The following is a 14,068-nucleotide window of genomic DNA, read 5'->3' on the forward strand; positions in this document are numbered from 1 at the left end:
GCCCTGATGTCCAGGTCGATGCCGTGCTTCTCGAAGATCTTCTGCTGCTTGCCGTAGTAGAACGGCGCGTGTTCGCCGTACGGGTACCAATTGAGCGTCAGCGTAACCTTGTTGAGCTTCTTGCCGGAGTCGCTGGTGCTCGTCTTGTCGTCGTCGCCGCCGCAGGCCGTCGCGGTCACCGCGACGAGGGACAGGGGGACGAGGCCGGTGAGCAGTCTGCGCGCGTGCATGGAGCGGCCCTTCTCGCGTACGTCGAGCATCGGACATGGCGGGGTGGGTGCGCCGGCACCGCGGAGTGGGTGGCTGTCAGAGGGAAGTGGTACGGCAGTGGTGGGTGTCAGTGCGTCGTGGGGTCAGTACGTCGCGGTGTCAGTACGTCGTGGTGGCGGCCACGTCCCTGCGGCTCGCGTGCCACGGCAGCAGCAGCTTCTCGGCGATCTCGACGATCACGAAGAGGACGACGCCGATGAGCGACATGACGAGCAGCCCCGCGAAGAGCATCGGGGTGTCGAGGTTTCCGTTGGCCTGGAGGATCACGTATCCGAGGCCTTCGTTCGCGCCGACGAACTCGCCCACGACGGCACCGGTCACGGCGAGCGTGACGGCCACCTTCAGGCCGGAGAACAGGTGCGGGAGCGACGCCGGGAAGCGGATCTTGAGGAAGGTCTGCCAGGGCCGCGCGCCCATGGTGGAGGAGAGCTGGAGCATCTCCGGGTCGACGGCTTTCAGCCCGGTCACCATCGAGATGACGACGGGGAAGAAGGCGATCAGGACGGCGATGAGGATCTTCGGCGCGATGCCGAAGCCGAGCCAGACGACGAACAGCGGGGCGATGGCGATCTTCGGTACGACCTGGGCGAAGAGGAGAATCGGGTAGAGCGTCTTCTCGACGGTCGTCGAGTAGACCATGACGACCGCGGAGAGGATGCCGACGGCCACGGCGATGACGAAACCGAGCAGGGTTTCGTACGTGGTGACCCAGGTGTGCTGCCACAGGTAATCGGGCTTGTCGAGGATCACGTCGAAGGTCGCGCCGGGCGAGGGCACGAGGTACGCCTCGACCATCTCGGTGGCCGCGACCAGCCACCAGGCTCCGAAGCAGACGAGCAGCAGGACGAGCGGCCGCCAGCTCTTCTCGGCCGCCTCGGCGGTACGTTGCCGCATCGTGGGGCGGCTTCGTTCGGCAACGCCTGCCGTTTTCACGGGAGTTGCTGCCTGCAGTGCGCTCTGGCTCACGGTGAACTCCCCTGGCATTCAGCGAACTTCGGCGGCAGTTGCGGGGTTTCGGTGGTGCGGAAACCGCTTTCAGAAAGCGCTTTCTGGTAAGGTGTCCGCCACGCTAATGACTGGCTGACCGCAGGGTCAATAGGTCGGCTCGAAGTTTCGCTACGCGAGGCGAAGGGGGCGCGGTGCGGGCGCTTGGGCGCGGGCAGGAACCGGGAGCGGGGCGGGCGCGGGGCCCTGAGCGGGCGCCTCAAGCGGGGGCGCAGGGGCCCGGAGCGGGGCGCGGACGTGAGTCTCCGGAAGGGCGGGCGCCCGAGGAGCAGTCCGGACCGGAGCAGGAGAACGCCGAGCAGTCCGCGCACGTGCCGGCGCGCGACCAGGCACCGGCGCCCGGGCGAGCGCGGGTTCAGCCACCCGCCGCCGGGCGAGCGCAAGTTCAGCCGCCAGCCGCTGGACGAGCGCAAGTTCAGCCGCCCCCGGCCGGGCGGGGGCGCGAGCACGGGCCCCATGTGACCCTGCATGCCGTGGCCCGGACCGCCGGGGTCTCGCCCGCCACCGCATCGCGGGCCCTGAACGGCACCACGCGCGTCCGCGAGGACCTGCGGCGCCGGGTGCTCGAAGCGGCGGACCAGCTGGGGTACATCCCCAACGCCCATGCGCAGGCCCTCGCGAGCTCGTCGAACAACACCGTCGGAGTCATCTGTCACGACGTCGGCGACCCCTACTTCGCGGCGATCGCGAGCGGCGTGATGGCGGCCGCCGCCGAGCAGGATCTGCTGGTCATGCTGGCCAGCACCTTCCGCGCGCCGGCGCGGGAGATCGCGTACGTCTCGATGCTGCGGGCGCAGCGGGCCCGCGCGATCCTGCTCATCGGCTCGGGGTTCCAGGACCCGGCGTGGGAAAGGGCGTTGGAGGCGGAGCTGGCTCCCTACATACGTGACGGGGGCCGCGTCGCCGTGGTCAGCAGGCACCGCAGCCTCCGCGTGGACACGGTGCAGCCCGAGAACCGGGCGGGGGCGGGCGCGCTGGCCCGGGCGCTGCTCTCCCTGGGCCACCGGGAGTTCGCCGTCCTCACCGGGCCCGAGCGGCTCACCACGGTAGCGGACCGCCTGGCCGGATTCCGCGCGGCGCTGGCCGACGCGGGGGTGGGCCTGCCCCCGGAGCGGATCGTGGAGGGTGCCTTCACGCGGGACGGCGGCCATGCGGCGGCGGTCGAACTGCTGCGCCGGGGGCAGCGGCCGACGTGCGTCTTCGCGGTGACGGACGTGATGGCGGTGGGGGCGCTGGGTGCACTGCGGGAGCGGGGGCTGCGGGTGCCGGACGACGTATCGCTTGCGGGCTTCGACGACATCCCCCTGGTCGGCGAACTGACACCACCGCTGACCACGGTGGCACTGCCGCTGACACGGATGGGCCGGGACGTACTGTCCCTCGCCCTGCGCGAACAGGGCACGAGGTCACGGGTGGAGCGGGTGCGGGGCGAGGTCGTCCTGCGGGCCAGCACGGGACGGCCCACGGGCTGAGGTTCGCGGCAGGCAACGACGCCGGGCTTGCCCCGGCAGCCTCAGCCCCGCCCCGCCGCCCCATGCCCCGGCAGTGTCGGTTCCGACATGGATGCCGTGCGCAGGTGGCTGGCCAGGGCCTGTGTCGCCGGGGACGCGGGGCCCGTCTTCGCGCCCCAGGCCAGGAGGTGGTGGCGGTGGGCCCAGGGGTCCTGGAGGGCGCAGACGTCCAGGAGCCCGGCGGGGTCGATCACGCGGCGGGGGACGATGGCGAGGCCGACTCCCGCCGCGGCGAGCGCGACCAGAACATTGAGGTTGGCGACCGTGGTGCGGTAGCGCACGACCGGCGCGTGCGGGCCGACGTGCCTCTCGATCCAGCGTCGCAGCGAGGCGCCCGCGTCGAGGCCGACCAGGGGATGCTCGGCGGCCTCGCTGTAGGTGAGCGACGTACGGCCCGCGAGGATCCCGCCCGCCTGGCCGACCACCACGAGGGAGTCGTCGCCCAGGGGTTCCATGACCAGACCGCAGTCGCGTGCCTCGTCGTCGAGGACGATGCCCAGGTCCGCCTCGCCGTCGGTCAGCATCCGCACGATCTGCGGGGTGCGGTGTTCGAAGACCCGGACGTCGACGTCCGGGTGGTCGCTGAGGAACGGGACGAGGGCCTGCGGCACGAGTCTGTGCACCGCGGAACCGCCCCCGAGGAGCGTCAGGGGCGCGGTCGGGGATCTCGTATAGCTCGCGACGGCGCTTTCGAGCCGGACGGTCTGGGCGAGGACCTCGCGCGCGTGCCGGGCCAGCGTGGTTCCCGCCGGGGTGGGGCGCACGCCCCTCCTGCCGCGGATCAGCAGCGGCACACCGGCCTGTTGTTCGAGGGAGCGGACCCGGGCGCTCGCCGAAGGCAGGCTCAGGTGCATGCGGCGGGCGCCTGCCGTGATCGACCCTTCCGTCACCGTACCGAGGAAGAGCCGCAGGTCGTCCAAGTCGTAGCGCACCAGGTCAGCCTATGGCACAGCCTTAGGCTGGGTACACCGATAACGCATTGTGGACCCGCCGGTCACAGGGCGATGCTCGGCAGGTGTCCGAACTACTCCTCGTCCTGCTGGCAGGCACAGCCGCCGGAGCGCTGAACTCCGTCGGCGGCGGAGGCACGTTCGTGGCGCTGCCCGCCCTGGTCGCCGTCGGCCTGTCACCGGTGACGGCGAACGCCACGTCGACCATCGCCCTGGTGCCGGGAGCCGTGGCCAGCGGATGGGTCTACCGGCGTGACATCGCACCGGTCGGAGGGACGTCCCTGACGGCCCTCACGACGGTCAGCGTGGTCGGCGGCGGGCTAGGCGCGGCCCTGCTCCTCACCCTGCCCGCGGCCTCGTTCGACGCCGCGATGCCGTGGCTGCTCGCCTTCGCCACGGCGGTCCTCGCCTTCGGCCGCCGTATCTCCCGCACGATCAGCGGCACGCTCGGGCGCGAGATCGGCATGAGTCCGCGCGCCGTCCTGATCGGCCAGTTCCTGCTCGCGCTGTACGGCGGATACTTCGGCGGAGCCGTAGGCATCATGATGTTCGCCCTGTGGGGCATCGGTCTCGGCCTCGACGCCGCCGTCAGCAATCCGATGCGGATCACCCAGATCGCGGCCATCAATCTCAGCGCGACGGCGCTGCTCCTGGTCGCATCGGACGCGCTGAGCGCTCCGCTCACCCTCGGCGCGATGTTCGCCGGCGCCCTCGCGGGCGGCTTCACCGGCGCCCACTTCGCACGCCGCCTCTCCGCGCGGCTGCTGCGGGGCATCATTCTCACCACCGCCGTGACGATGACCGTCCTCTACTTCGTGCGCGGCTGAGGCGGATCGGCATGCACGACGAGAATCTCGGCGGCGCCGCGTCGTCGTACACCGACGCGGCAAGGGCCCGTCTCGCCATGGCCCAGGAGGCGCGCGAGCTCGCGGACCTCGCGCGTGCCGCCGTACCGATCGGCGAGCACGACCTGCGGCCCGACGGCACCGTCCGCTCCCCCGGCGCCGTCCTGTCCGACGCCGTCGACGTGCTCAGGGCGGCGCACCGGCTCCTCGATGCAGCCGCCGTGTGCGAGCGCGCGGGCGGCGCGAGCTGGCAGCTCATCGGCGATGCGCTGGGCGTGGAGGCGCAGACCGCTCGGGTGCGCTTCGCCGCGGCGGAGTCCTCCTTCCGGGAGCAACTGCGCTGCCCCGAAAGCTCCGATGAAGCCCAGAACCCCGGCTGGTGGCGTGCCTACACCGCGGGCAACCCCCTCGAAGCCGCGCACGACCTCGACGACTGGGTCCTGCGCCACGAGGACGGGGACAGCCATCTCAACACCACCCCCGTCTCCGGCGGTCTGACGCGACGCGACCGGCGTCGGTACGGGTGAGAACCGGACCCCGCACACCCCGCGCGTCCCGCCCCTCCGCGCGCTCCCGAGACGCGTGCGCCGCCGGTGAGAGTTGATGCCACCTGGGTCGACGCCCGTCCGCACAGCTGCCCCAAGTCCCGGTATTTGAGGGGTAAATAGCAGCTGAATTCCACCCGTATCGGTAATCGAACCGAGCTCCTACTCTGTGAGGCGCACACGCGGGGATCACCGGGGAACGCCGGTGGATCACTGTCCGTCTTCCACGGAGGTTGGCAATGTCTGCGTTGTCCGAGGGGATCTACCTGCTCAAGAACGAGGAGAGCGGGCTGTACGCGGGGGTGCAGGGCGCCAAGACAGCACAGAGCGTGCCGATCGTGCAGCAGGAACTGCTCCCGCAGGGAACCGCCCGGCACAGCCAGTTGTGGCATCTGCGGCCCAACGCCGCCGAGAAGGACGCCTGGACGCTGCAGAGCGTGCACAGCGCCCTGCGCATGGACGTCATGACGGGCCGCGGCCGTGCGGGCTCCCCGGTGCAGCAGTGCCCGGCCGAGACCCGGCACGATCTGCTGGTGTCCCAGCTGTGGCGTCCGGTGGACTTCGGGGACGGCCGGTACACGCTGGTCAACGCGCACAGCGGTCACCTGCTGTCCGTCCGCGACGACAGCAGCTCACCGGACGCGGCCCTGGAGCAGGCGGCCGAGCCCGCCCTGGGTCCCCGCACCGCCCAGCAGTGGATCCTGGAACGGGTGCCCGCCCGCGGCGAGGCCAAGGCGTTCGACGCGCTGACGGCCACCGTGGTCTCCTCCGGCGGCGGCGTGCTCGGCCCGGTGCTCGGCTCCTTGAGCCGCGCGACGAAGAAGGCGCTCGACGCGGGCGGCGGGATCTTCGAGTCGGCGGCCAAGGCGATCCCGGACAGCGACACGCCCTACGTACGCTTCGACGGTTTCCGCGGGGACGAGTTCATCCGCTTCTCGAAGCGGCGCGGCATCGAGGCGGGCCCGCGGAAGATCGCCGATCAGTTCCCGCAGCTGCCCAAGCCGTTCAGCGACGGCTTCGACGCCGTCGGCCCGGCCGCCGAGGGCAGCGGCCACACGTGGCTGGGCTTCGTGGAGGACCAGGCCATCGAGTTCTCCGAGAGGAGTCATGGCCCCGTCCAGTACGCGGAGCACTTCCTGCACCCCGAACTTCTGCACGCGGTCGGCGAGTTGTGTGACGTCACCGGCTTCGGCGACGACGGGAGGCTGCTGGTCTTCGGCCGCAAGGGCACCTGCACGGTCGACCCCGCCAAGGTCGACCTGGCGCGCGGCCCCGTCCACCGGCTGTTCCGGCTGGCGGACGCTCCCGAGGCCTTCGGGTTCGGGCCCGACGCGGCGTGCACGGCCGTCTCCGAGTCGACGGCCCGCTACTTCCTCACCAAGGGCGACGAGTTCGTCGTCGTCTCCGCGGACAAGCTGATCCAGGGCCCTGCCGCGCTCACCGAGGTCTACCCGTGCCTGGACGGCCTGTGGATGTAGCCGCACACGGCATGAGGCCGCACCCCCGCCGCTGCACCGCAGCCCCGCCCCAGCCCCGCCGCTACCCGGCCGCTTCCCCCAGCGCGTCGAGGACGGGGCGGATCAGCGGATGCTCCTCCGCCCCGCAGCGCACCGCCGCGAACACCCGGCGGGTGGGAGCGACGCCCTCCACCGGGCGGATCACCACCCCCGAGACATCCATGCCGCGCAGTGCCGAGCGGGGCACGAGCGCCACACCCGCGCCCGCCGACGCCAGGGCCACCACGGCCCGGAAATCGTCCGACCAGTGTTCGAGCAGCGGCTGGAAGCCCGCCGCCTCGCAGGCAAGTATCACCACGTCGTGACAGGGGTTCCCGGCGAAGGGCCCGATCCACGCGTCCTTGGCCAGCTCCGCGAGCGGCACCCGCTCCGCGTCCGCGAGGCGATGCGTCTCGGGAAGCACCGCGTCGAACGGCTCCGCGTACAGCGGCACCCGCGTGAGGCGCGGATCGTCGGCGCCCGGCGCGCCCCGGTACTCCACCGCCACGGCGACGTCCACCTGCCGGTCGAGCACCATCGGCAGGCTCGCGTCGCCCTCCGCGTCCTGGACCCGTACGCGTATGCCGGGCGCCGCGGACGAGAGCCGGGCCAGGGCGGGGCCGACCACCAGGGCGATCCCCGTGGCGAAGGACGCCACCGTCACCGTCCCCGCCTCACCCGAGCTGTACGCGGCGAGCTCCGCCTCGGCCCTCTCCAGCTGGGCGAGGACCGCGTTCGTGTGGGAGAGCAGGATCTCGCCCGCCGGGGTCAGCCGGACCCCGCGGGCGCCCCGCTCGACCAGGCGGTGCCCCGTCTCCTGCTCCAGGGCGGTCAGCTGCTGGGAGACCGCGGACGGCGTGAGATAGAGCGCGGCGGCAGCGGCCGTGACCGTACGGTGGTCGGCCACCGCCCGCAGGATGTGCAGCCGTCGCGCTTCGATCATGAGGCCGATTCTCCCAAACCGCGGGCCTCACCGACACCGGCGGCCCGGCAGGGCCGTCCGGCACGCCGGGGCACCCGCGGGCACCCCGGCATCCGCGGCCTCTCAGGCACCCGTGGCGTCCAGCTCCGTCCGCGCCGCCACGAACGCGTCCACCGCGCGGTTCACGTCCTCCGTCGAGTGCGCGGCCGACAGCTGGACGCGGATACGCGCCGCGCCCTGCGGCACCACGGGGTACGAGAAGCCGATCACGTACACGCCGCGCTCCAGGAGCAGCTCGGCCATCCGGCCCGCCACCGAGGCGTCGCCGATCATCACCGGGGCGATCGCGTGGTCGCCCGGCAGGATGTCGAAGCCCTCCTGCGTCATCCGCGAGCGGAAGAGCGCGGTGTTCGCGGCGAGCCGTTCGCGCAGGTCGCCCGCCGACTCCAGGAGGTCGATGACCTTCAGCGAGGCCGCCGCGATCACCGGGGCGAGGGTGTTGGAGAAGAGGTAGGGGCGCGAGCGCTGGCGAAGCAGCGCGACGATCTCCGCGCGGGCCGCCACGTAGCCGCCGGAGGCACCGCCGAGCGCCTTGCCGAGGGTGCCGGTGATGATGTCGACGCGGTCCATGACGCCGTGCAGCTCGGGAGTGCCGCGTCCGCCGGGGCCGACGAAGCCGACGGCGTGCGAGTCGTCGACCATCACCATCGCGTCGTAGCGCTCGGCGAGGTCGCAGATCTCCCGCAGCGGGGCGACGTACCCGTCCATGGAGAAGACACCGTCGGTGACGATCAGCTTGCGGCGTGCGCCGCCCTCGGCGGCCTCCTTCAGCTGCTGCTCCAGGTCGGCCATGTCGCGGTTGGCGTAGCGGAAGCGGCGGGCCTTGGACAGGCGGATGCCGTCGATGATGGAGGCGTGGTTGAGGGCGTCGGAGATCACCGCGTCCTCGGCGCCGAGCAGGGTCTCGAAGACGCCGCCGTTGGCGTCGAAGCACGACGAGTAGAGGATCGTGTCCTCCTGGCCGAGGAACGCGGAAAGGCGCCCCTCCAGCTCCTTGTGCACCTCCTGCGTGCCGCAGATGAAGCGCACGGACGCCATGCCGTAGCCCCAGCGGTCCAGGGCCTCGTGCGCGGCGGCGATCACCTCGGGGTGGTCGGCGAGGCCGAGGTAGTTGTTCGCGCAGAAGTTCAGCACCTCGCCGGGGCGGCCCCCGGCGGTGACGGCGACCGTGGCGGACTGCGGGGTGCCGATGACGCGCTCGGGCTTGTGCAGTCCGGCGGCGCGGATCTCGTCGAGGGTGGCGCGCAGGTCGTCGCGTACGGAGTCGAACATGCTTGGTTCCTTCGGCAGCTGAGGCGGTCGGGGCGGTCGGTGTTCAGGAGGTCCAGTCGAGGATGACCTTGCCGCCGCGGCCGCTCGCCGCGTCGTCGAAGGCCGCCTCGAAGTCACGGTGGCCGTAGCGTCCCGTGATCACGGGGGCGAGGTCGAGACCGCCTTCGAGCAGCACCGACATGGAGTACCAGGTCTCGAACATCTCGCGGCCGTAGATGCCCTTGATCGTGATCATGGAGGTGACGATCCGGGACCAGTCGACGGCGAACTCCTCGGCCGGCAGACCGAGCATGGCGATCTTGCCGCCGTGCGTCATGTTGGCGAGCATGTCGCGCATCGCGACGGGGTTGCCGGACATCTCGAGGCCCACGTCGAAGCCCTCGCGCAGCCCCAGTTCGCGCTGCCCCTCGGCGATCGGGGTTTCGGCGACGTTCAGCGCCAGGCTCACGCCGATCTTGCGGGCGAGTTCGAGGCGCTCCTCGCTGACGTCGGTGACGACGACGTTGCGGGCGCCCGCGTGCCGGGCGACGGCGGCGGCCATCAGGCCGATCGGCCCGGCTCCGGTGATCAGCACGTCCTCGCCGACCAGCGGGAAGGACAGCGCGGTGTGCACGGCGTTGCCGAACGGGTCAAAGATCGCGGCCACGTCGAGGTCCACGGGCACGCGGTGCACCCACACATTGGCCGCGGGCAGCGCGACGAACTCCGCGAACGCCCCGTCCCTGCCGACGCCCAGGCCCACCGTGGCACGGCACAGGTGGCGGCGGCCCGCCTGGCAGTTGCGGCACTTGCCGCAGACGAGGTGGCCCTCGCCGCTGACCCGGTCGCCGACCTTGATGTCCGCGACGTCACGCCCGGTCCCGACGACCTCGCCGACGAACTCGTGCCCGACGACCAGCGGCGCCTTGATCGCCTGCTGCGCCCAGCCGTCCCAGGCCCGGATGTGCAGATCGGTGCCGCAGATCCCGGTGCGGAGCACCTTGATCAGGACGTCTCCGTGGCCGATCACCGGCTCCGGTACGTCCATCAGCCGGAGTCCCGGCTCCGCCTTCTCCTTGACCAGCGCCTTCAACGCAGCGGCTCCTGTCGTACGTCGCTTCTTCCACCGACGACACAGGAATCTTCCCTACGGCGGCGCCCTGGTCCATCGAGGATTTCTTAAGCGCCGCCGCAGCTTTCCTTCAGGCCCTGCTCTGGCCCCGCCCGCTAGCGGGTCTGGCCCCGCTCGAAATAGGCCACGAGCTCCGGATCCAGGTCCGGCACCTCACGCGGCGTGCCCCCGTCGCGCAGCGACTGCGTGGCGCGCACGCCCGCCGCGACCGCCATCCGGGCCGCGACCGGCGACGTGTCGGTGCGCCCTCCCTCGCGCACGAAACGTACGAACTCGTCGATGAGCAGCGGGTCCGATCCGCCGTGCCCGCCCTCGTCCTGCTCGTCCGGCACCAGGTACTCGGCGTCCGCTTCGGCGCGGTAGCCCGAGCGCCGGGAGTTCCAGACCTTCACCACACCGCCGGGGCCGTCGCCGAAGTTCTCCAGGCGGCCCGCGTCCCCGATGACGGTGTAGTTGCGCCAGTAGTCGGGCGTGAAGTGGCACTGCTGGTAGGAGGCCAGGACGCCGTTGTCGAGGCGCATGTTGACCAGCGAGACGTCCTCGACGTCGATGACCGGGTTGAGGTCGCGCTGGGCGGCCGCAGGCCAGTGGCCGTCCTCGGTGTACCAGTCGTCCGTCTTGGGCTCGCCCGGCTCGCGACGGTGCGGGTTGTCGCCGTAGACCATGAGGTCGCCCAGGGCCTGCACCTGGCGGGTGTAGCCGCCCGCGAGCCAGTGCAGGACATCGATGTCGTGGGCGGCCTTCTGGAGCAACAGGCCGGTGGTGTTCTGCCGTTCGGCGTGCCAGTCCTTGAAGTACCAGTCGCCTCCGTAGGCGACGAAGTGGCGCACCCAGACCGTCTTGACCTCGCCGATGTCGCCGCGTCCGATGATGTCGCGCATCAGCCTGATCACGGGCATGTGGCGCATGTTGTGGCCTACGTAGAGGCGCGTTCCCGTCTCGTGGGCGGTGCGCAGGATCTCGTCGCAGGCTTCGATGCCGATGTCCAGGGGCTTCTCCACGAAGACGGGCTTGTTCTCGCGCAGTGCCTCGCAGGCGAGCGACGCGTGAGTGTGGTCGGGGGTGAGGATCACGAGGGCGTCGACGTCCGGGTCCTCGACGACCTTGCGGTGGTCGGTGGATATCCGGGCGTCGGGGAAGGCCGTGGCCGCCTCCGTCCGGGCGGTGACGTCGTGGTCGGCGAGCGCGATGACGCGGGAGCCCGCGCCTGGCCGGTGGGCGGTGCGGGCGAGCGAACCGCGCAAGCCGTAGCCGAGGACGCCGAGACGGAGGTCGGTCATGGTGTGCCTTTCCGTACAAAAACCTGTGCGAGTGCGGATGTTGCCTATGTACGTGCAGGGTGCACGAGTACGTGCGAAAGCGCCACGCGTCCCGTGCCGGTGAGCTTGATCCTTATGTATCTGGCTTCCGCGTCCGTGTCGAGGAGTGCGGGCCGAAGTGCCCGTCCGCCGACGTGCACGGTCGTGGCGTCGGAGAAGTCCGCGGACCCGGCCAGCTGGACGTCGAAGCCGGCCGTGGTCATGGACGCGTCGTTCCAGACCTCGACCTGTCCGACCCGCCGCACGCCGCCGAGGTCGACCTGCCACCAGGCGCCCGCTTCGGACAGGGTGCGGGTATCGGTGGAGGTGTCTCCGTCGGTGGCGTAGGCCGCCGGGGCCGCGCCGTCCGTGGAGGACTGGGAGGCGGTGCCGGAGCGGGCGAGGTCCGGGCGGAGCTGTTCGGCCGCCGCCGGGCGCGCTCCGGAGCGGGCGGCCACGGCGAGCGCCGCCGGGGGCAGCCGGTCGAGCTTGGTGTGGTTGTCCTCCGCCGTCGAACCCGTGCCGGTGAGGGCGGGGGCGTCGGTGTCGGTCCAGTTGCCGGTGGCGTGATTGCGGATGCCGTAATCGGCCCAGTTGGAGACCCACTTGTAGCCGATGCGCGTGATGACGTTGCCCTCGACGCGGATGTACGAGGACTGCTCGTCCAAGTAGATGCCGTTGCCGTCGCGCTCGGTGTTCCCGTAGGCGGAGCGGTTGATGTAGTTGCCGGAGACGACCGTGCCGGGCTGGGCGCCCTGGGTGTAGATCGCGCCGCCGTCGTGCTGGGTGTGCTCGACGCGCATCACGTTCGTGATGCGGTTGTCGGTGATCCGGTTGTCCCGCAGGACGGACTGCCTGGCCTCGGGCTGGTTCCAGCCCCAGCCGACGGAGATCCCCGAGTAGGGCAGGTCGTCGAGGGTGTTGTGGTCGACGGTGAGTCCGGCCTCGTATCCGGCCCAGATGCCGACCGCGTCGGTGTACTCGACGCCGGTGCGGCGGATCGTGTTGTACGCGACGGTGTTGCGTTCGCCCGCGAGCGCGGATTGCGGCTTCGGCTCGGTGTCGCCGACGTACACGGCGCCGGAGGAGAGATCCGTGAAGCGGGAGCGCGTCACCGAAGTGTCCTTGGTGCCCGCTTCGAGGACGACACCGGCGCCGCCCAGCTGCGTGAACTCGGCGCCGGTGACGGTCACATGACGGCCGCCGCGCACCGTGAGGGCCGCGCTCGGCTTGGTGTAGTACCGGCCCGCGTGGTCGACTGGGCCGCTCGCCCCGGTGAGGGTGAGCCCGGCCTGGGTGCCCGCGTACCCCTCGTCGGTGGAGGGCTGCCCGTACGCGGCGTGGGCGAAGCCGATGCCCTGCACGCGCAGGTCGTGGGCGCCGTCGACGACCATGAGCTGCTCGGTCACCGGGGTGAGCACCCCCGCGCGCCGCATGTCCTCGCCCTTGCGCGGGAGGTAGGTGACGGTGCGGTCTTGTGCGTCCCAGACGAACTCGCCCGGTTTATCGAGGAGTTCGCGGGCGTTCTCGAAGTAGGCGACCCCGGAGTAGCGCGCCGAGTCGACCGTGGTGGAGTCCCAGGCCGGGCCCGTACGGTTCGTGCCGCTCGCGGAGTTGGTCCAGCAGGGCTGGGCGAAGGTGAGGTTGTCCCCTTCGACGCCCGTGATCCGGCAGTGGTAGTCGCGCCAGCGGACCTTGATGACGGCTTCCGCACTGGTCGGCCGCCGCCACCGGTCGATGCCGGTGGCCGTGGCGCCCGTCATGCCGGCCTTCGTCGCGTCACAGGTGCTTGCCGCGCAGGCCGCGCCCCGCGCACGTACCGCCCTCTGGCCGTCCACGAACAGCTGGCGGGGGGTGACCCCTTCGGGGACATCCGCCGTCCAGGTGCCGTCGGCGCCCTTGGTCCATCCGGTGAGCGCACGGCCGCCGGACAGGACGGGGCGGGCGTCGCGGGCCGCGGTCCAGGTGACGGTGTGTCCGTCGCGCCCGGAGTCGGCCGCGCCCAGCTTCAGCGGCTGCCTCAACTCGTACGTTCCGTCGGCCAGTTCGATGCGTACGTCCCGTCCGCCGATGGCACGGGCGGCGTCACGGGCTGCCTGCGGGGAGCAGGGGCGGGTGACGGTGCAGGACTGTCCCGAGCCATTCGGAGCCGCGTGGAGGGTCTTGGGGCCAGGCGCGGCTTGTGCGCTCTGCGGGGCATTGACCGTGCCGCCGGCGCCGACGGCGCCGAGCGCCGCTATCGCGAGGGCCGCTGCGGCGATGCGCGGGCGCTTCCCCGCGCTCTGCCGCCGCCTCACTTCGCGACACCCCACTCCGGGTGGCCCGGCATGGGCGGGTTGTCGAGGTCGAACAGCCAGTGGTCCAGGAACGTGCCGACCGAGTCGTCGCCGGTGACTTCGACGGCGTTGTCGACGAAGTCCCGCGTCGAGGCGTTGCCGTGCCGGTGCTCGGTCAGCCACGACTTCATGACGGCCTCGAACTTCTCCTGGCCGATCTGCTGGTCGAGGGCGTAGAGGGAGACCGCTGCGCCGTCGTAGATGTTGAAGCCGCCGAGCCCGGTGGGCTTTCCGGGCGGCCCGTCGGTCTTGCGGACCGCGTCGAGCTTGGCGTAGGCGGTCTTCATCTTCTCCTCGATCGGCTGGAAGCCCTTCTGGTCCGCCCAGACGGCCGCGTAGTAGACGGCGGGTCCTTCGTTCAGCCAGGCGTCCTGCCAGGTGGCGGGGGTGACGGAGTCGCCGAACCACTGATGGGTCAGCTCGTGGACCATGGTGTTTGTTGATGTT

12 protein-coding genes and 1 pseudogene are annotated in these 14,068 nt (G+C 71.4%); 4 read left to right on the forward strand and 9 right to left on the reverse strand.

Annotation, left to right across the window (positions count from 1 at the left end; translation table 11 throughout):
• Both ACQKIP_RS23300 and ACQKIP_RS23305 read right to left on the reverse strand, forming a co-directional pair.
• A pseudogene (locus ACQKIP_RS23300) lies at positions 1–230 on the reverse strand (ABC transporter substrate-binding protein); the annotation flags it as partial.
• A 139-nt stretch (positions 231–369) separates the two neighbouring features.
• On the reverse strand, positions 370–1,254 hold the full coding sequence (locus ACQKIP_RS23305; RefSeq protein WP_427743971.1) for an ABC transporter permease: 885 nt from the start codon (positions 1,252–1,254) through the stop codon (positions 370–372).
• A gap of 479 nt (positions 1,255–1,733) precedes the next feature.
• On the opposite strand from ACQKIP_RS23305, the gene ACQKIP_RS23310 reads away from it, so the two are divergent.
• A complete protein-coding gene (locus tag ACQKIP_RS23310) occupies positions 1,734–2,747 on the forward strand; it encodes a LacI family DNA-binding transcriptional regulator (protein WP_365855184.1) in 1,014 nt (337 codons plus the stop codon).
• Positions 2,748–2,788: 41 nt separating this feature from the next.
• Here the strand turns inward: ACQKIP_RS23310 and ACQKIP_RS23315 are convergent, their stop codons facing one another.
• Positions 2,789–3,718, reverse strand: coding sequence for a LysR family transcriptional regulator (locus ACQKIP_RS23315; protein ID WP_365855186.1), 930 nt, complete (start codon positions 3,716–3,718; stop codon positions 2,789–2,791).
• A gap of 83 nt (positions 3,719–3,801) precedes the next feature.
• Here ACQKIP_RS23315 and ACQKIP_RS23320 point away from each other — a divergent pair, with 83 nt between their 5' ends.
• The 3 genes from ACQKIP_RS23320 (at position 3,802) to ACQKIP_RS23330 (ending at position 6,604) form a co-directional block, all read left to right on the forward strand.
• Complete coding sequence (locus ACQKIP_RS23320) at positions 3,802–4,563, forward strand: sulfite exporter TauE/SafE family protein (RefSeq protein WP_365855188.1); 762 nt, start codon at positions 3,802–3,804, stop codon at positions 4,561–4,563.
• An 11-nt stretch (positions 4,564–4,574) separates the two neighbouring features.
• The gene (locus tag ACQKIP_RS23325; RefSeq protein WP_365855190.1) at positions 4,575–5,108 is read left to right on the forward strand and encodes a hypothetical protein; all 534 of its coding nucleotides are present in this window, start codon (positions 4,575–4,577) and stop codon (positions 5,106–5,108) included.
• A gap of 257 nt (positions 5,109–5,365) precedes the next feature.
• Positions 5,366–6,604, forward strand: a complete 1,239-nt coding sequence (locus tag ACQKIP_RS23330) for an RICIN domain-containing protein (RefSeq protein ID WP_365855192.1) — start codon at positions 5,366–5,368, stop codon at positions 6,602–6,604.
• Between the two features lie 61 nt (positions 6,605–6,665).
• On the opposite strand, the gene ACQKIP_RS23335 is transcribed toward ACQKIP_RS23330, so the two are convergent.
• From ACQKIP_RS23335 to ACQKIP_RS23360, 6 genes are all read right to left on the reverse strand, one after another.
• A complete protein-coding gene (locus ACQKIP_RS23335) occupies positions 6,666–7,565 on the reverse strand; it encodes a LysR family transcriptional regulator (RefSeq protein ID WP_365855194.1) in 900 nt (299 codons plus the stop codon).
• Positions 7,566–7,667: 102 nt separating this feature from the next.
• Complete coding sequence (locus ACQKIP_RS23340) at positions 7,668–8,876, reverse strand: glycine C-acetyltransferase (protein ID WP_365855196.1); 1,209 nt, start codon at positions 8,874–8,876, stop codon at positions 7,668–7,670.
• A gap of 43 nt (positions 8,877–8,919) precedes the next feature.
• Positions 8,920–9,948: an L-threonine 3-dehydrogenase gene (gene tdh / locus ACQKIP_RS23345; RefSeq protein ID WP_365855198.1), complete on the reverse strand. Its 1,029-nt coding sequence runs from the start codon at positions 9,946–9,948 to the stop codon at positions 8,920–8,922.
• A gap of 134 nt (positions 9,949–10,082) precedes the next feature.
• Positions 10,083–11,267 carry a Gfo/Idh/MocA family protein gene (locus tag ACQKIP_RS23350; RefSeq protein WP_365855200.1) on the reverse strand — a complete coding sequence of 395 codons (1,185 nt, stop codon included), beginning with the start codon at positions 11,265–11,267 and terminating at the stop codon, positions 10,083–10,085.
• A gap of 44 nt (positions 11,268–11,311) precedes the next feature.
• Complete coding sequence (locus ACQKIP_RS23355) at positions 11,312–13,582, reverse strand: right-handed parallel beta-helix repeat-containing protein (RefSeq protein ID WP_427743973.1); 2,271 nt, start codon at positions 13,580–13,582, stop codon at positions 11,312–11,314.
• Positions 13,579–14,068 (reverse strand): M1 family aminopeptidase (locus tag ACQKIP_RS23360; protein WP_427743975.1); only part of this gene is annotated, 490 nt, incomplete at its 5' end. The genes ACQKIP_RS23360 and ACQKIP_RS23355, both read right to left, overlap by 4 nt.

It is taken from the genome of Streptomyces sp. NPDC059900 (assembly GCF_050270335.1).
GTDB lineage: Bacteria > Actinomycetota > Actinomycetes > Streptomycetales > Streptomycetaceae > Streptomyces.